Annotated in this window: 28 protein-coding genes; 26 read left to right on the top strand and 2 right to left on the bottom strand. The window is 46.9% G+C overall.

The genetic code is table 11. The features are described from left to right. Positions 1-9: 9 nt before the first annotated feature. The 23 genes from rplN to rpsI all read left to right on the top strand — a co-directional run bounded on the left by rplN (position 10) and on the right by rpsI (position 12,140). A complete protein-coding gene (gene rplN, locus QU597_RS25785; protein ID WP_020427062.1) occupies positions 10-378 on the top strand; it encodes a 50S ribosomal protein L14 in 369 nt (122 codons plus the stop codon). 59 nt (positions 379-437) lie between these two features. After that, positions 438-791: a 50S ribosomal protein L24 gene (gene rplX / locus QU597_RS25780; protein WP_019908235.1), complete on the top strand. Its 354-nt coding sequence runs from the start codon at positions 438-440 to the stop codon at positions 789-791. A 30-nt stretch (positions 792-821) separates the two neighbouring features. Continuing rightward, positions 822-1,364, top strand: a complete 543-nt coding sequence (gene rplE, locus QU597_RS25775; RefSeq protein ID WP_038597061.1) for a 50S ribosomal protein L5 — start codon at positions 822-824, stop codon at positions 1,362-1,364. Between the two features lie 45 nt (positions 1,365-1,409). Next, positions 1,410-1,595 (top strand): type Z 30S ribosomal protein S14, encoded by a 186-nt coding sequence (locus QU597_RS25770; protein WP_036589425.1) that lies wholly within the window; start codon positions 1,410-1,412, stop codon positions 1,593-1,595. Positions 1,596-1,627: 32 nt separating this feature from the next. Beyond that, positions 1,628-2,026, top strand: coding sequence for a 30S ribosomal protein S8 (gene rpsH, locus QU597_RS25765; protein ID WP_019908239.1), 399 nt, complete (start codon positions 1,628-1,630; stop codon positions 2,024-2,026). Positions 2,027-2,056: 30 nt separating this feature from the next. Then, positions 2,057-2,599: a 50S ribosomal protein L6 gene (rplF, locus tag QU597_RS25760; RefSeq protein WP_042181065.1), complete on the top strand. Its 543-nt coding sequence runs from the start codon at positions 2,057-2,059 to the stop codon at positions 2,597-2,599. Positions 2,600-2,683: 84 nt separating this feature from the next. Further along, positions 2,684-3,052, top strand: coding sequence for a 50S ribosomal protein L18 (gene rplR, locus QU597_RS25755; RefSeq protein WP_054943978.1), 369 nt, complete (start codon positions 2,684-2,686; stop codon positions 3,050-3,052). 27 nt (positions 3,053-3,079) lie between these two features. Further along, positions 3,080-3,577, top strand: coding sequence for a 30S ribosomal protein S5 (gene rpsE / locus QU597_RS25750; protein WP_036652980.1), 498 nt, complete (start codon positions 3,080-3,082; stop codon positions 3,575-3,577). A gap of 14 nt (positions 3,578-3,591) precedes the next feature. Next, complete coding sequence (gene rpmD / locus QU597_RS25745) at positions 3,592-3,777, top strand: 50S ribosomal protein L30 (protein ID WP_019908243.1); 186 nt, start codon at positions 3,592-3,594, stop codon at positions 3,775-3,777. 40 nt (positions 3,778-3,817) lie between these two features. Next, positions 3,818-4,258: a 50S ribosomal protein L15 gene (rplO, locus tag QU597_RS25740; RefSeq protein WP_020427058.1), complete on the top strand. Its 441-nt coding sequence runs from the start codon at positions 3,818-3,820 to the stop codon at positions 4,256-4,258. Then, the gene (gene secY / locus QU597_RS25735; protein ID WP_206102159.1) at positions 4,258-5,556 is read left to right on the top strand and encodes a preprotein translocase subunit SecY; all 1,299 of its coding nucleotides are present in this window, start codon (positions 4,258-4,260) and stop codon (positions 5,554-5,556) included. The genes rplO and secY overlap by 1 nt, the downstream gene beginning before the upstream one ends. A 98-nt stretch (positions 5,557-5,654) precedes the next feature. Then, positions 5,655-6,299, top strand: coding sequence for an adenylate kinase (locus QU597_RS25730; protein WP_236337399.1), 645 nt, complete (start codon positions 5,655-5,657; stop codon positions 6,297-6,299). A 4-nt stretch (positions 6,300-6,303) separates the two neighbouring features. Beyond that, on the top strand, positions 6,304-7,056 hold the full coding sequence (gene map / locus QU597_RS25725) for a type I methionyl aminopeptidase (protein ID WP_206102157.1): 753 nt from the start codon (positions 6,304-6,306) through the stop codon (positions 7,054-7,056). A gap of 11 nt (positions 7,057-7,067) precedes the next feature. Beyond that, on the top strand, positions 7,068-7,376 hold the full coding sequence (locus QU597_RS25720) for a KOW domain-containing RNA-binding protein (RefSeq protein WP_054943982.1): 309 nt from the start codon (positions 7,068-7,070) through the stop codon (positions 7,374-7,376). A 2-nt stretch (positions 7,377-7,378) separates the two neighbouring features. Next, the gene (gene infA, locus QU597_RS25715; protein WP_018753971.1) at positions 7,379-7,594 is read left to right on the top strand and encodes a translation initiation factor IF-1; all 216 of its coding nucleotides are present in this window, start codon (positions 7,379-7,381) and stop codon (positions 7,592-7,594) included. 53 nt (positions 7,595-7,647) lie between these two features. Continuing rightward, on the top strand, positions 7,648-7,761 hold the full coding sequence (rpmJ, locus tag QU597_RS25710; protein ID WP_003322638.1) for a 50S ribosomal protein L36: 114 nt from the start codon (positions 7,648-7,650) through the stop codon (positions 7,759-7,761). A gap of 19 nt (positions 7,762-7,780) precedes the next feature. After that, on the top strand, positions 7,781-8,149 hold the full coding sequence (gene rpsM / locus QU597_RS25705; protein WP_020427053.1) for a 30S ribosomal protein S13: 369 nt from the start codon (positions 7,781-7,783) through the stop codon (positions 8,147-8,149). Between the two features lie 19 nt (positions 8,150-8,168). Continuing rightward, a complete protein-coding gene (gene rpsK / locus QU597_RS25700; RefSeq protein ID WP_020427052.1) occupies positions 8,169-8,564 on the top strand; it encodes a 30S ribosomal protein S11 in 396 nt (131 codons plus the stop codon). 131 nt (positions 8,565-8,695) lie between these two features. Next, complete coding sequence (locus tag QU597_RS25695; RefSeq protein WP_054943983.1) at positions 8,696-9,640, top strand: DNA-directed RNA polymerase subunit alpha; 945 nt, start codon at positions 8,696-8,698, stop codon at positions 9,638-9,640. Positions 9,641-9,682: 42 nt separating this feature from the next. Further along, entirely contained in the window at positions 9,683-10,048 is a 366-nt protein-coding gene (gene rplQ / locus QU597_RS25690) for a 50S ribosomal protein L17 (protein WP_019908254.1), read from the top strand. 225 nt (positions 10,049-10,273) lie between these two features. Further along, positions 10,274-11,053, top strand: a complete 780-nt coding sequence (gene truA, locus QU597_RS25685) for a tRNA pseudouridine(38-40) synthase TruA (RefSeq protein ID WP_310830389.1) — start codon at positions 10,274-10,276, stop codon at positions 11,051-11,053. 236 nt (positions 11,054-11,289) lie between these two features. Then, complete coding sequence (rplM, locus tag QU597_RS25680) at positions 11,290-11,727, top strand: 50S ribosomal protein L13 (protein WP_042140128.1); 438 nt, start codon at positions 11,290-11,292, stop codon at positions 11,725-11,727. A 20-nt stretch (positions 11,728-11,747) separates the two neighbouring features. Further along, positions 11,748-12,140, top strand: coding sequence for a 30S ribosomal protein S9 (gene rpsI / locus QU597_RS25675; protein ID WP_206102155.1), 393 nt, complete (start codon positions 11,748-11,750; stop codon positions 12,138-12,140). Between the two features lie 76 nt (positions 12,141-12,216). On the opposite strand, the gene QU597_RS25670 is transcribed toward rpsI, so the two are convergent. Both QU597_RS25670 and QU597_RS25665 read right to left on the bottom strand, forming a co-directional pair. Next, entirely contained in the window at positions 12,217-13,104 is an 888-nt protein-coding gene (locus QU597_RS25670) for an ImmA/IrrE family metallo-endopeptidase (RefSeq protein WP_310830388.1), read from the bottom strand. A 93-nt stretch (positions 13,105-13,197) separates the two neighbouring features. Further along, positions 13,198-13,584 (bottom strand): helix-turn-helix domain-containing protein, encoded by a 387-nt coding sequence (locus tag QU597_RS25665; RefSeq protein WP_054943987.1) that lies wholly within the window; start codon positions 13,582-13,584, stop codon positions 13,198-13,200. Positions 13,585-13,772: 188 nt separating this feature from the next. Here QU597_RS25665 and QU597_RS25660 point away from each other — a divergent pair, with 188 nt between their 5' ends. The 3 genes from QU597_RS25660 to QU597_RS25650 all read left to right on the top strand — a co-directional run bounded on the left by QU597_RS25660 (position 13,773) and on the right by QU597_RS25650 (position 15,183). After that, entirely contained in the window at positions 13,773-14,279 is a 507-nt protein-coding gene (locus QU597_RS25660) for a sigma factor-like helix-turn-helix DNA-binding protein (protein ID WP_310830387.1), read from the top strand. Positions 14,280-14,419: 140 nt separating this feature from the next. Next, positions 14,420-14,839, top strand: coding sequence for a hypothetical protein (locus QU597_RS25655; protein ID WP_310830386.1), 420 nt, complete (start codon positions 14,420-14,422; stop codon positions 14,837-14,839). Then, complete coding sequence (locus QU597_RS25650) at positions 14,836-15,183, top strand: hypothetical protein (RefSeq protein WP_310830385.1); 348 nt, start codon at positions 14,836-14,838, stop codon at positions 15,181-15,183. Before QU597_RS25655 ends, QU597_RS25650 begins: the two co-directional genes overlap by 4 nt. The last annotated feature ends 1 nt before the right edge of the window (position 15,184 follow it).

Below are 15,184 nucleotides of genomic sequence, written 5' to 3'. Positions count from 1 at the left end.
AAATTAATAATGATTCAACCATTTACACGTTTGCATGTGGCTGACAACTCTGGTGCGAAGGAACTGATGTGTATCCGCGTACTGGGTGGTACTGGACGCCGTACAGCAGCAATCGGTGATCTGATCGTTTGTTCCGTTAAACAAGCAACACCAGGCGGCGTTGTCAAAAAGGGTGATGTTGTTAAAGCGGTGGTTGTTCGTACTAAACGTTCTGTTCGCCGTAAAGACGGTTCTTACATCTCTTTCGACGAAAACGCAGCTGTTGTTGTTAAAGACGACAGAAGCCCACGCGGAACACGTATCTTCGGACCAGTTGCTCGCGAACTTCGCGATAAAGACTACATGAAGATCGTTTCCTTGGCACCGGAAGTAATCTAATAAGTTACTTATGAAGTAACGTGAAGTTCTGAGAAGGCTAGTCATAGGAGGTGTAATAAATGCCTAGAGTGAAAAAAGTTCTGGAATCCCATAACAATAAACTGCACGTTAAAAAAGATGATGTGGTACTTGTGATCAGCGGGAAAGACAAAGGTAAAAAAGGCCGTGTCATCGCTGCTTATCCTCGTGAAAACCGCGTCCTGGTAGAAGGCGTGAACATGGTGAAGAAACACCAGAAGCCGAACCAGTTGAATCCGCAAGGCGGAATCATCGAGCAGGAAGCTTCGATCCATGTGTCCAATGTAATGCACATTGATCCGAAGAGCGGTAAAGTTACTCGTATCGGTTACAAAGTGCTCGATAACGGTAAAAAGGTTCGGGTAGCTAAGAGATCCGGAGAGATTATCGACTAATACAGTCCTAAAGAAAGGAGGTAAATCTTCATGGCAGCAAGAATGAAAGAACGTTATTTGAATGAAATTACACCTGCTCTGATGCAGAAGTTCAACTATACAACTGTTATGCAAGTGCCTAAGATCGAGAAAGTTGTCATCAACATGGGTGTGGGTGACGCTGTTCAAAACTCCAAAGTGCTTGACGCTGCAGTTAACGACTTGCAACTGATCGCTGGTCAAAAGCCAGTAATCACTAAAGCCAAAAAATCCATCGCCGGTTTCAAACTGCGCGAAAACATGCCGATTGGGGTTAAAGTAACACTGCGCGGCGAGCGTATGTATTACTTCCTGGACAAATTGTTCAACGTAACGCTTCCACGCGTACGTGACTTCCGTGGTGTTTCCACTAAAGCCTTTGACGGCCGTGGTAACTACACACTTGGTCTTAAAGAACAACTGATCTTCCCTGAAATCGAGTATGACAAAGTGGATAAGGTCCGCGGTATGGACATCGTTATCGTAACGACTGCAAAGACGGACGAGGAATCCCGCGAGCTGCTGAATCAGCTGGGAATGCCTTTCGCTAAGTAAGAATCATCCATTTCTCCGAAACTGTTTAGGAGGTGTCAGGCTAAAGTGGCAAAAACTTCGATGAAAGTTAAACAACAACGCGAGCCTAAGTTCAAAGTACGTGCATATACACGTTGCGAGCGTTGCGGTCGTCCACATTCGGTACTGCAAAAGTTCAAAATTTGCAGAATTTGTTTCCGTGAGTTAGCTTATAAAGGCCAGATCCCTGGCGTGAAAAAAGCAAGTTGGTAAGAAGTTTATAAACGGGAAGGAGGTTTACACACATGACTATGTCTGATCCTATTGCAGATATGCTTACTCGTATTCGTAACGCCAACACTGTGCGTCACGAGACAGTAGAAATGCCTGCTTCTACTATGAAAAAACAAATCGCGGACATCTTGAAACGTGAAGGTTTCATCCGTGATGCGGAATTCGTTGAAGATAGCAAACAAGGGATTATCCGTATCTTCTTGAAATACGGCCCTAACCAAGAGCGCGTTATCTCTGGTCTGAAAAGAATCAGTAAACCAGGCCTTCGCGTTTACACGAAGAGCAATGAAGTGCCTCGTGTACTCGGCGGCCTTGGAATCGCGATTATCTCCACATCTAAGGGAGTTATGACCGACAAAGAAGCTCGTCAATCAAAATCGGGCGGAGAAGTTGTCTGCTACATTTGGTAATAAACGTCACAAGATAAGGAGGTGCAACACATGTCTCGTATTGGTCGCAAACCAATCGCAGTACCTAGCGGTGTAGATGTCACTTTAGACAACGCCGTTATTACAGTAAAAGGTCCTAAAGGCACTTTGACTCGTGAGCTTCATAAAGACATGAAGGTTACAGTTGAAAATAACGAAATCACCGTTGTTCGCCCGTCGGACAACAAATTGCATCGTTCACTTCACGGCACAACCCGCTCCGTTGTCAACAACATGGTAAGCGGTGTGACTGAAGGTTTCTCGAAATCTCTGGAGCTGGTTGGGGTCGGATATCGTGCAAGCAAATCCGGAGATAAAATCGTTCTGAACGTTGGTTACTCCCACCCGGTTGAAATCACACCGGAAGCGGGCATCGAGTTCGAAGTTCCTGCGAACACGAAAATCATCGTTAGAGGTATCGATAAAGAACGCGTTGGCGCATATGCTGCCAAAATCCGTTCCGTACGTGAACCAGAACCGTACAAAGGTAAAGGTATCAAATATGAAGGCGAGCGTATCATCCGCAAAGAAGGTAAAGCCGGTAAGAAGAAATAATCGGCTTACTCTTCATTGTAAGATACCCCGTGCATCTTAAAGTGAAGCTGTTTACGGCAAACTGAAGGGAGTGAAAGGGAAGTCATGATTACAAAAGAGGATAAAAACAAGGCTCGTCTCAAAAGACACCTGCGGGTTCGTAAGAAGATCCAAGGTACTACTGAGCGTCCACGTTTGAACGTGTTCCGTTCTTCGAAACACATCTACGCTCAACTGATCGATGACGTGACAGGCGTTACTATCGTATCCGCCTCGACACTGGACAAAGAATTGAGCGCTACAATCGGCAATGGCGGCAGCGTTGAAGCTGCAAGCAAAGTGGGTCAATTGATCGCTGAGCGCGCTAAAGCAAAAGGTTATGCAGTGGTTGTATTTGACCGCGGTGGATACTTGTACCATGGACGGATTCAAGCTTTGGCTGATGCAGCTCGCGAAGCTGGTCTTGAATTCTAGAATATTTCTTAAAAGGAGGTTAACGACTTGCGTGTAGATCCGAACAGTTTAGAGCTGACAGAAAGAGTTGTACACATTAACCGTGTAGCAAAAGTTGTAAAAGGCGGACGCCGTTTCAGCTTTAGCGCACTTGTTGTTGTGGGCGATGGCAACGGCTACGTCGGTGCTGGTATCGGTAAAGCCGGCGAAGTTCCGGATGCCATCCGTAAAGGCATTGAAGACGCCAAGAAAAACCTGATTCACATTCCGATCGTAGGAACTTCGATTCCCCACTTGGTTACTGGACATTTCGGCGCAGGACGCGTTCTGCTGAAACCAGCATCCGAAGGTACTGGCGTTATCGCTGGCGGACCAGTTCGTGCGGTATTGGAATTGGCAGGCGTTGGCGACATCTTGACAAAATCTTTGGGTTCTTCGAATTCCATGAACATGGTCAATGCAACTTTGGAGGGTCTTTCCCGTCTGAAGCGCATTGAAGAGGTCGCGAAGCTTCGCGGCAAATCTGTCGAAGAATTGCGCGGTTAAGGAGGGGAACGTCAATGGCTAAATTGCAAATTACCCTCGTACGCAGCGTAATCGGACGTCCAGAAACACAACGTGTTACTGTTAAGACGCTCGGCCTGCGTAAAACCAACTCGTCCGTGGTTCACAATGACACTCCTGCAATTCGCGGAATGATCAACAAAGTGAGCCACTTGCTTTCCGTTACTGAAATCGAAGGCTAAACGCCTTGCATAAATTAACAAACATAAGGAGGTGCAAACGATGAAGTTACATGAACTTGCTCCAGCTCCTGGATCCCGTAAAGAACGCAACCGCGTTGGTCGCGGACCAAGTAGCGGGAACGGTAAAACTTCCGGACGCGGTCACAAAGGTCAGAACTCCCGTTCCGGCGGTGGTGTTCGTCCGGGCTTCGAGGGTGGACAAAACCCACTCTATCGTCGTCTGCCTAAACGTGGTTTCATCAATCCTACCCGTAAAGAGTATGCGATTGTGAACCTGGAAGATCTGAACAGCTTTGCTGAAGGAACTGAAGTGACTCCACAGTTGCTGATTGAAACTGGTGTTGTCAAGAATTCCAAGAGCGGCATCAAGATCCTCGGTAATGGCGAACTAGCCGTTAAATTGACTGTACAAGCAAATAAGTTCTCTCAATCTGCGGTAGAGAAAATCGAGGCTGCCGGCGGTAAAACCGAGGTGATCTAATGTTCAAGACGCTTAAGAATATATGGCATGTTGAAGATTTGCGCAAAAAGATCCTGTTTACCCTGTTCGTTCTGATCATTTACCGCATCGGTTCGTTTGTACCGGTTCCCGGTGTGAACAAAGAAGTACTGGAATCAACAAATCAAAGCGGCGACGCTTTGATGGGTCTTTTGAACACCTTCTCGGGCGGAGCGCTCAAAAACTTCTCGATTTTTGCGATTAGTATTTACCCGTACATTACAGCTTCCATCATTGTGCAATTGCTCTCGATGGATGTTATCCCTAAGTTTGCCGAATGGGCTAAACAAGGGGAGCACGGGAAAAAGCAACTGGCGCAAATCACCCGGTACGGTACGGTTGTACTCGGTCTGATTCAAGCGTTTGCCACTTCAATCGGGTTTAACCGGATTTATGGCACTGAGATGATTCCAAATGCAACCTTTGCGGATTACCTGCTTATTGCGATCATACTGACTGCAGGTACATCGTTCTTGATGTGGCTCGGTGAGCAGATCACTGAAAAGGGAATAGGAAACGGGATTTCGATCCTGATTTTTGCGGGAATCGTCGCCGCCATACCGGGATATATCACGACTACGGCGCAGTCAAGCTTTATTCAGCCGGATCAGGTGTTCCTGAATATTCTTAAAGTCGTTATTGTACTGATTGTGATTGTGGCTATTATTACAGGGGTTATCTTTGTACAACAAGGTATCCGTAAAATCCCTGTACAATATGCCAAACGCGTAGTCGGTAACAAAATGTACGGTGGACAGAATACGCACATTCCGCTTAAAATCAATGCGGCAGGTGTAATTCCGGTTATCTTCGCCGTATCACTGCTTCAATTTCCAATTGTAATCTCCAGCTTCTGGGCCAGTCATGAATGGGCTAAATGGGTCACTGCTAATCTTTACTATGATAAGCCGCTCGGCATGCTACTTTACGTAGTGATGATCATCGGATTTACGTTCTTCTATACGTTCGTTCAGATGAATCCGCAGCAAATGGCTGACAATATGAAGAAGAACGGCGGCTACATCCCAGGTATTCGTCCAGGTAAAGCTACAGAAAAGTATCTGACTCGGGTAATGTCCCGTCTGACTATGTCCGGCGCGATTTTCCTGGCTCTGATCTCTGTACTGCCGGTATTCTTTGGAAACTTGTCCGGACTACCCCGTTCCGTGAAGATTGGCGGTACTTCACTGCTGATCGTCATCGGTGTAGCCCTGGATACGATGAAGCAGATCGAGAGCCAATTGATCAAACGCCATTACAAAGGCTTCATCAATAAATAGGCGATAGGTTCCGGCGAAGCTTAAGGTCTGCTTACTTCCCGGCACCTATTGTGCTGTTTCTTGCTTGGTGGCGAACTTTTGGGGGGAGAAGAGAAATCGTGAACATTTTATTCATGGGCCCTCCTGGGGCAGGCAAGGGAACGCAAGCTGCTGTAATCGTAAAAGAACTTGGCATTCCGCATATTTCAACAGGTGATGCCTTCCGCTTGGCAATCAAGCAGGAGACTCCGGTTGGGCTGAAAGCTAAATCTTATATAGATCAAGGTTTGCTTGTACCTGATGATGTGACCATTGGAATCGTTGAAGAACGGCTCCAGCAGTCCGATTGCGAAAAAGGTTTCTTATTGGATGGTTTTCCAAGAACCCTTTCGCAAGCGGAAGCGCTGGAAGAGCTTTTAAGCCGGGCTGGCAGTTCCCTTGATCATGTGATCAACTTGAATGTGGACCGTGGACTGCTGATGGCGCGCCTTACCGGACGCCGGATCTGCAAAGTTTGCGGTGCATCCTACCATTTAATTTTCAACCCGCCGAAGCAAGAAGGCATTTGCGACATTGATGGCGGCGAATTGTATCAACGTCCGGATGACAACGAAGAGAGTGTAGGCAAACGTCTGGATGAGTATGATAATAAGACAGCGCCATTGCTTGCATTTTATGAGAATAAAGGTCTTTTGCGTCAGGTAAACGGAGAGAACGAAATAGGCGTCGTTACTTCCGAAATCGTATCTTTGCTGCGGGGTTAATGTAATGATCATTTGTAAATCCGAACAGGAACTTGCCTTCATGAGGGAAGCTGGTCGAATTGTTGCCGAGAGTCACCGTCTGATCGCCCAGGCCATTGAGCCGGGGATCACTACCGGTGAGCTCGACAGAATCGCCGATCAATACATTCGCAGTCAAGGTGCTGTGCCGTCTTTCAAAGGTTACAACGGTTTTCCTGCCAGCATTTGCGCTTCAGTCAACGAACAATTGGTGCATGGATTTCCGGGGAAACGCAAACTGATCGAAGGCGACATTGTTACGCTGGATATTGGTGCCGAGTACCGCGGGTATCACGGTGATTCCGCTTGGACCTACGGAGTGGGCAGCATTTCCGAAGATGCTCAGCGTTTGCTGGACGTCACGGAAGGCTCCTTGTACGCAGGACTGGCGTTAGTCAAACCGGATGTGCGCTTGTTTACAATCTCCCATGCGATCCAAACATATATCGAGGACGCCGGATTCTCCGTCGTACGCGAGTATGTAGGTCATGGCATCGGGGCAGAACTGCATGAAGAACCGCAAATTCCGAACTATGGCATAGCGGACCGCGGACCACGTCTGAAACCGGGTATGGTACTCGCGATTGAGCCGATGGTGAACGCAGGGGACAGATATGTCAGAACTCTGGAAGATAACTGGACGGTCGTTACGGTAGACGGTTCACTCTGTGCTCATTTTGAGCATACAGTAGCAGTTACACCGGACGGCATGGAAATTTTCACAAAACTGAATGCGTAGGTGATCTTCACGTGAATACTGGGAGCAGCCCGCAGGTTGGTCAAATCGTGAGAATTCTCAAAGGCAAAGATGCCGGAGAGGCTGCCGTTGTTATCGCAGTTGTTGATAGCAGATTTGTATATATTGCTGATGGAGACAAACGAAAGTTTGATGGGCCGAAAAAGAAGAATATCGGACATTTGGAGCTCATACCTTTCATAAGCAGTGAGGTTGTAAATAGTTTGGAAGAAACCGGCCGGGTAACCAATGGAAAGCTGCGGTTCGCAGTGATGAAATATGGAAGTCCCGCTGGAATAAGTGCTGATGAGAAAGGAGACTAACTGTGGCTAAGGAAGATGTCATTGAAGTGGAAGGAACGGTCATTGAGCCGTTGCCTAATGCAACGTTTAAGGTTGAGCTTGAGAACGGTCATCAAATACTTGCCCATGTGTCCGGGAAATTGCGGATGCACTTTATCCGTATCCTAACCGGAGACAAAGTGGTCGTGCAGTTATCGCCTTACGATTTATCTAAGGGCCGTATAACTTACCGTAAATAGATGGGAACTACAACGAAAGTTTTGCTTCGCAAAACTTTGAGGAGGTAATTAACATGAAGGTAAGACCTTCTGTGAAGCCCATTTGCGAAAAATGCAAAGTCATCCGCCGCAAAGGGACTGTTATGGTAATTTGCGAAAATCCGAAACACAAACAAAAACAAGGTTAAGAAGGGGGTGTAGCGTAAAATGGCTCGTATAGCTGGAGTGGATTTGCCACGTGACAAACGCGTTGAGATCGCCTTGACTTATATTTTCGGAATCGGTAAAACGACTTCCCAGAAAATTCTTAATGAAACAGGCATTGACGTTAACACACGTGTCCGTGATTTGACGGAAGATGAAGTCAGCAAACTGCGTGAAATGATCGACAAATCGGTCAAGGTTGAAGGTGACCTGCGTCGTGAAATTTCCTTGAATATTAAGCGTCTTACTGAGATCGGCTGTTACCGCGGTGTTCGCCACCGTCGTGGATTGCCTGTTCGCGGTCAACGTACTAAAACAAATGCTCGTACCCGTAAAGGCCCGCGTCGTACGGTAGCAAACAAAAAGAAATAAGAAGAGGTGATAAGAGACAATGGCTAAACCGAAAAAAGTCGTACGTACTAAACGTCGCGACCGGAAAAATATCGAGTCTGGCGTGGCACACATCCGTTCCACGTTCAACAACACTATCGTTACGATCACGGATCCTCACGGAAATGCAATTTCCTGGGCAAGCTCCGGTGGTCAAGGATTCAAAGGTTCCCGTAAATCGACTCCATTTGCAGCGCAAATGGCAGCCGAAACAGCTGCTAAAGCAGCTATGGAACACGGCATGAAGTCCGTTGAAGTTATGGTTAAAGGACCGGGCGCGGGCCGCGAAGCAGCCATCCGTTCCCTTCAGGCCGCAGGCCTTGAAGTAAACCTCATTAAAGACGTAACTCCGGTTCCTCACAATGGATGCCGTCCGCCGAAGCGTCGCCGCGTATAGTGAAATCAGAATTGTGATTGTGGTATAATTCTGACGCATCTGCTAATAATAGGTGTTTAGGCATACTACATGATGCACCTGATGGGGTGACAGTTTCATATAGGAGCGACGTTTGAAGGAGGGGTACACTCGTGATAGAAATCGAAAAGCCGAAGATTGAGACCGTAGAAGCCAATGATGAAGGAACCTATGGGAAATTCGTAGTTGAACCGCTGGAACGTGGATATGGCACGACTCTGGGGAACTCGCTTCGCCGGATCTTGCTTTCCTCCCTTCCGGGAGCCGCAGTGACTTCGGTCCAAATTGACGGCGTTCTGCATGAGTTCTCGACCGTTCCTGGCGTAATGGAAGATGTGACGGAAATCATTCTGAACCTTAAAGCTCTTTCCCTGAAGATTCATTCAGATGAAGAGAAAGTGTTCGAGATTGATGCTGAGGGTGAAGGCATCGTTACCGCAGGTGATATCCGTGCGGACAGCGATGTTGAAATCCTCAATCCGGATCTTCATATTGCAACGCTGGGACCTGGCGCGAGACTTCACATGCGTATTTTTGCAGGCCGTGGTCGCGGCTATGTCCAAGCAGACCGGAACAAACGCGACGATCAGCCAATCGGTGTTATTCCAGTTGACTCTATCTACACTCCTATCTCCCGCGTAAACTACGGCATCGATAATACTCGTGTCGGTCAAGTGACGAACTATGACAAGTTGACGCTGGAAGTTTGGACAGATGGAAGTATCAGACCGGAAGAGGCTGTAAGCCTCGGAGCCAAAATTTTGAACGAGCACCTCGTATTGTTCGTAGGACTTACGGACGAAGCGAAAGACGCCGAAATTATGGTCGAAAAAGAAGAAGACAAAAAAGAAAAAGTGCTTGAGATGACAATCGAAGAACTTGATCTTTCTGTCCGTTCCTACAACTGCCTCAAACGTGCTGGTATTAATACCGTACAAGAGCTGACTACGAAAACTGAAGAAGATATGATGAAGGTTCGTAACCTGGGCCGCAAATCTTTGGAAGAAGTTCAAGAGAAGCTTGAGGAACTTGGTTTGGGTCTCCGTACAGAAGAATAGTTATCAGATTGCTTGAGTACTTGAGTGAAGGAGGGAAAACAAATGGCATACCAAAAATTGGGCCGTGATTCCAGTGCGCGTAAAGCGTTGTTCCGCGACATGGTAACGGATCTGTTCCTATACGAACGCATCCAGACAACGGAAGCCAAAGCGAAGGAAGTTCGTTCCATCGCTGAGAAACTGATCACTAAAGCGAAAAAGGGCGATCTTCATGCTCGTCGTCAAGTAGCTGCTTTTGTTCGTCGTGAGACTGTAGACGGTGAGCAAGATGCAATCCAAAAATTGTTCTCTGATATTGCTCCTCGTTACACAGAGCGTCCAGGCGGATACACTCGTATCCTGAAGCTGGGACCTCGCCGTGGCGATGCTGCGCCTATGGTTTATCTTGAACTGGTAGACCGCGCGTAAGTATACAAGTCATGATTTCCGATTTGACTCTTTAAGTTCATGATCTCCGGAGATTGAGCAGTAAGTATTATTGTTATTGTACCGCAGGGGCGTTTAGACCCTGCTGTACCAATAACCGCGGGAATCACCTTGTAAAGAGTAGAAGGAGCTCCCGCCGGGGCTCTTTTTTTTTGAAGACGATGGATGGTTAGTGTAGCTGAGCAACAGGGTGAAAGGAAGAACGGAATGCGCAATCTATTGATGAAAGTCAATTATGACGGAACCCATTATGATGGCTTTCAGACCCAGCCTCAGGGCAATACGATTCAGGACCGGCTGGAACAGGCAATTCTTCATTTGACCGGCGAGACGCTTAAAATAACAGCCTCTGGGCGGACAGATGCAGGAGTTCATGCTTATGGCCAGCCGTTTAACTTCATTACTTCATCGCAGATTCCGCTGGAACGCTGGTGTCTGGCGCTCAACGCCAGATTGCCGCAGGATATCGTGGTCACTGAGGCTAAAGAGGTTCCGCTTTCGTTCCACTCCCGTAGAGGGGCTAAGCGCAAAACCTACCGATACACGATTAACGGCAACCGATTCCCGGATCCGTTCCAGCGGCGACTGCAGTACCATCACCCGGTGAAGCTCGACATCACGGCCATGCAGCAGGGACTTGCACATCTTCTGGGCACCCATGACTTTACATCGTTTGCCTCTCGGAAGTCTACGAAGACCTCGCATGTGCGGACGATTTTTGAAGCTTCTATGGAGATTGACCGTAGCATGTGCCGCCCGGGTTCGTCTGACCAGGGGGTTATTCATACTTATATTACCGGCAGCGGATTTTTGCAGCATATGGTTCGCATCATTATGGGAACGCTGATTCAAGTGGGTGAGCGCAAGGTTCAAGCGGATAAGGTTGCGGAGATTCTGGCAGCATGCGACCGTGCAGCTGCCGGACCAACGGCTGTAGCCAAAGGACTCGCGCTGTGGAGTGTGGAATATGACCAGGACAGTTTGTGATGATCTGGAAACTATATATTTCGCGAAAAAATATAGACTTTCTATTTAAAAATCACTTGCACTTGTCATGTTTATGCTGTAATATAAAAGTTGTGTTTTCTTGATGGCTATCCCACAGCCCCGATCAGGAAAATGCCAACAAACAAGCTTTTCTTAACTCACATAATCGTAATTCCAATGAGAAATTAGATATACGAAACAGATGATTTTCGTACGAGAACAAGGAGGAAACATTCATGCGTACCACCTATATGGCGAAGCCGAACGAAGTTGAACGCAATTGGCACATCATTGATGCCGAAGGCAAAACACTTGGTCGTTTGGCAAGCGAAGCCGCTGCTTTGATCCGTGGCAAACACAAACCGCAATTCACCCCACACGTTGATACAGGGGATTTCGTAATTGTTATCAACGCTGAGAAGATTCACCTGACAGGCAAGAAAATGCAAAACAAGAAATACTACCGTCACTCGATGCACCCAGGTGGCTTGAAAGTCACTGTTGCAGAAGACCTGATCAAAACTAAGCCTGAGCGCATGATTGAATTCGCAGTTCACGGTATGATTCCTAAGACTCGTCAAGGGGATCACATGAAGTTGAGATTGAAAGTTTATGCAGGCGCTGAGCATCCACATGCAGCACAAAAACCTGAAGTTTACGAACTTCGCGGATAAGAATAGAGGAGGACAGTTTCATGGCACAAGTACAATACTATGGGACAGGTCGTCGTAAACATTCGGTAGCACGTGTTCGCCTTGTACCGGGTGAAGGACGCATTGTCATTAACAAACGTGAGATGGATGAATACTTCGGTGTAGAAACATTGAAGATGATCGTAAAACAACCTTTGAACCTGACTGAAACACTGGGCAACTACGATGTAATCGTTCTTGCACATGGTGGTGGCATTTCCGGTCAAGCTGGTGCAATCCGTCACGGTATCGCCCGTGCACTGCTGAAAGTTGACCCTGAATACCGCGGCGCTCTGAAAAAAGCCGGCTTCCTGACTCGTGACCCACGTATGAAGGAACGTAAGAAATACGGCCTCAAAGCTGCTCGTCGTGCTCCACAGTTCTCGAAACGTTAATATTCCTTGTTTCAAGGAAATCAAGCCTCTGGCCCTTCGGGTCAGGGGCTTTTATTATTTCCTGCATCGTATCCTCTTAATTAAACCTCCGTGTTAATCTCTGATCGGATTCAATAATCTGTTCAACGTCCCGCATATGCACAACAAATGTATTTTTAGAAAATCCATTTCTGAAGACCAGCCGGTGAATTTGCAAAGTTAGTTGCCCGTCGAAACAAATGATATCCCCGCTAATAGTGGGTTCAACAGCAAGTTCCTTTAATGCCTCCCATTCAATCTCTTGGAACCGTTCATCTCTGGGGATAAGCAGTTCATATTGTGTAGTCAAAGTTTCATAATCCAGACTTACGATTAACTGGTCAGGGCCTTCAAAGGTGCTGTGAGGGTCATAATAGGCGAATATTTTTGTCGTATCGGAAAATTCGATTTGCTGCTGGTTGCCCGTAAACGAGGATTTGTGATTAAATAATCCACTCGTCAACTCGCCTTCGTATTCGCGACGTAATATTTGGTCAAATCTTGTCTTTGCCAACTCTCTCGGAACACCGAAGGTGCCGGATAAATGCTGGATTGTCTGAGTGTAATCCTCCGGCAGCTGCTGAAGGTTAATCATAAAGTATGGCATAGAGGCGTAAAGGACAAATTTCTCGGCATCTATCTCCTGGGCTTTAATGAAAAAGTCCGGCATAATGAGCTGATTGCCAACATGCCTGAGAACATGGCAAAGCTCATGCAAAAAATCAAGACGCTGCTTCATTGGAGGAAGACGGCTGTCCAGCAGAATGCAGCGCATGCCTGAATCTGACTCATAAGCGCGGCTGCCAATGGGCGAATATTGGACGTATATGTTCAGGGCCTGGGCAAGAACTTGGATTGTAATCTGCTCGGGAGATGCAATGTGATGCTCTATGTAAAGCTGCTCCACAAACTGTTCAAGCTGTGTTTTTTTGTAATGGTTAAACATTAGGAACCCCCTAACAGGAATGTATGTTCGTATATATGGGTGCGTGAAATCAGCTCGCTAGCTGAAACCACGATAATGCGAATCATCAGTATTTTATTGCTTGTCCTCTGTTTTTTTCTTCTCTGCATCTTTAATAAAGTTCCAAAAGGTAAGCATTTCCCGCTTCCGTTCTTCAGGAGCACCAAGGTAATCTTTAAAGAACAGACTGTGCTCCGGGTTGTTGATAAAGGCCTCGAATTCGGCAAAATCCTGATGAAAGGAAGTTGCCTCCTCCGGTCTGAAGGCCAAGCGATCCATTTCTTCTGTCGTTATCCCTAACGCACGGCAAACTTTAATCACATTATCTACAGATGCTCCGCCCACACCACGCATTAACATCGATCTGAGTGTAGTATAGGGAATTCCTGCCTTTTCCGCAAATGCCTTTGTGTTCAGGCCGGTTTCCTCAATCAACTTTTTTAAGACTTCAGCCCTACGCACATATAGCCCTCCTCTGAGCACAGCAAATATACGCTATTTCGCATTATCTCTTCATTATAAAGAAGCTATACAAGAATGTAAATGTTCAACATCGTATTTTTTATTTATTTTACATTTGACAAAGTACGCAATTAAATATAGTATGGCATTTAAATACGCAATTGAGTATAAGTGAGCGAGGGGAACGAATGAACATGTTAGAGAGTCCGCATATAAATGATCTTCAAGAATTGCTCTGGGAATACCGCGAATCCCTGAAGTGTGCAGAAAATGCCTATTATAACGCTGATTCTGATGATAAAAAAATAATTTCCGGGATGATTAGCGACTGTAAATATGTGATTGATTGGCTCCATACAGGCAGACGTCCAGGGAATAGACGCGGTATTGAACGCAGGGCCGGTTACGAGAGAGAAATTCCTGTGGAACCAAACCGAATGCAAAGATTCAGCAACCATACACATGTCTGCCCGGAAGCAAGACTCTCAGATGATCAACGGGCACTGCTTGAATTTGCATTGGAGCCATTAAGCAGAAGAGAACGGGAATGTTACATGCTAGCCCACGGCGAAGGTTTTTCTCACGCCACGGTAGCAGAGATGCTTGGGATCTCCGCAGGAAGTGTGAGTGAGTACATTCAGCGGGCACAGAGAAAAATTACTCCGCTCGTGGCTGAGGTTATATTTGTACTCTGAAAAATAACTTTGACCGTTTGTCTAGTGAAAGCCCCGTATGTATAGAAAGACCAAATAACTTACGGATAACCGCGAAGCAGGAAAGGGGGTGACAGCCGTTATGTACGCTGCAGCATATATGTATCGGAAGGGGGAACGCAGTGACTATTTATCTGCTGATTAAAGCTATTCAAGCCTTCCTGGAAAATGAGCTGGCCGACGATGGGGCAACGGTTCCGGCGGTGCATTTGGGTCATCTCCCCAAGGAGCCGGAAGAGCCGGCCTATCCGTTCATTATTATCCGCCCTGCAGAGGGTGAGGGTGATAAGGACAGCATTAAGGCTCAGATCAAACTTCTTTTTGGCACACAAGCAGAAGAGGGCTCAGGCTTAATTGATTTGCTGAATCTCATGGAGCGGGTGCGTATCCTGCTGATGCGGGAACGAATCATTGCTAAGCAATTTGCCATCGATGTCAGCTGGAAATGGAAACTTAGTGAAGAACAGCCTTTAACTGAATGGACCGGGGAGGTTACAACCACATGGGTGTTGCCCCAAATTAGACGGGAGGTAGAATTATGAGTCAAATCAAAAATACAACCAAAACGGTGGAGGAGCAGGTGGAGCCGGAAATGACGGATGATTTAAATGGAAATGTGCTGAACGATGTGACCGAGGTGGACGAGCCCGCAGTTGAAAAGGCCAGTATTTACTTAGGGCCAAATTTGCCGGGAGGACGCCTGCTGCAGTCAACGGTTTTCCGTACAGGGATTCCTACCTATTTGCAGCCCATATTTACAGAGAAACCGGATGTAGCTGAGCTTACTGTACCAGTTGAAGGAATGGCGGAAGTGCAGGAACGTATCGTTCAGGCCGGAACAGCAGAGTATGCAGCTTATCAACGGCTTTTAGGAAAGGGGAACTAAT

Origin of the sequence: Paenibacillus pedocola (assembly GCF_031599675.1) — a bacterium.
In the GTDB taxonomy this organism is placed as follows: domain Bacteria; phylum Bacillota; class Bacilli; order Paenibacillales; family Paenibacillaceae; genus Paenibacillus_AQ; species Paenibacillus_AQ pedocola.
This window is presented reverse-complemented; position numbering and strand designations above follow the sequence as displayed.

Coding starts and splice junctions, on each gene's coding strand:
- rpmD (WP_019908243.1), top strand. CDS start 3,592: ATGGCTAAATTGCAAATTACCCTCGTACGCAGCGTAATCGGACGTCCA.
- rplR (WP_054943978.1), top strand. CDS start 2,684: ATGATTACAAAAGAGGATAAAAACAAGGCTCGTCTCAAAAGACACCTG.
- rpsK (WP_020427052.1), top strand. CDS start 8,169: ATGGCTAAACCGAAAAAAGTCGTACGTACTAAACGTCGCGACCGGAAA.
- rplN (WP_020427062.1), top strand. CDS start 10: ATGATTCAACCATTTACACGTTTGCATGTGGCTGACAACTCTGGTGCG.
- rplO (WP_020427058.1), top strand. CDS start 3,818: ATGAAGTTACATGAACTTGCTCCAGCTCCTGGATCCCGTAAAGAACGC.
- map (WP_206102157.1), top strand. CDS start 6,304: ATGATCATTTGTAAATCCGAACAGGAACTTGCCTTCATGAGGGAAGCT.
- rpsM (WP_020427053.1), top strand. CDS start 7,781: ATGGCTCGTATAGCTGGAGTGGATTTGCCACGTGACAAACGCGTTGAG.
- rpsH (WP_019908239.1), top strand. CDS start 1,628: ATGACTATGTCTGATCCTATTGCAGATATGCTTACTCGTATTCGTAAC.
- rpsI (WP_206102155.1), top strand. CDS start 11,748: ATGGCACAAGTACAATACTATGGGACAGGTCGTCGTAAACATTCGGTA.
- rplX (WP_019908235.1), top strand. CDS start 438: ATGCCTAGAGTGAAAAAAGTTCTGGAATCCCATAACAATAAACTGCAC.
- QU597_RS25660 (WP_310830387.1), top strand. CDS start 13,773: ATGAACATGTTAGAGAGTCCGCATATAAATGATCTTCAAGAATTGCTC.
- rpmJ (WP_003322638.1), top strand. CDS start 7,648: ATGAAGGTAAGACCTTCTGTGAAGCCCATTTGCGAAAAATGCAAAGTC.
- rplF (WP_042181065.1), top strand. CDS start 2,057: ATGTCTCGTATTGGTCGCAAACCAATCGCAGTACCTAGCGGTGTAGAT.
- rplE (WP_038597061.1), top strand. CDS start 822: ATGGCAGCAAGAATGAAAGAACGTTATTTGAATGAAATTACACCTGCT.
- truA (WP_310830389.1), top strand. CDS start 10,274: ATGCGCAATCTATTGATGAAAGTCAATTATGACGGAACCCATTATGAT.
- secY (WP_206102159.1), top strand. CDS start 4,258: ATGTTCAAGACGCTTAAGAATATATGGCATGTTGAAGATTTGCGCAAA.
- QU597_RS25650 (WP_310830385.1), top strand. CDS start 14,836: ATGAGTCAAATCAAAAATACAACCAAAACGGTGGAGGAGCAGGTGGAG.
- rplM (WP_042140128.1), top strand. CDS start 11,290: ATGCGTACCACCTATATGGCGAAGCCGAACGAAGTTGAACGCAATTGG.
- rplQ (WP_019908254.1), top strand. CDS start 9,683: ATGGCATACCAAAAATTGGGCCGTGATTCCAGTGCGCGTAAAGCGTTG.
- QU597_RS25670 (WP_310830388.1), bottom strand. CDS start 13,104: ATGTTTAACCATTACAAAAAAACACAGCTTGAACAGTTTGTGGAGCAG.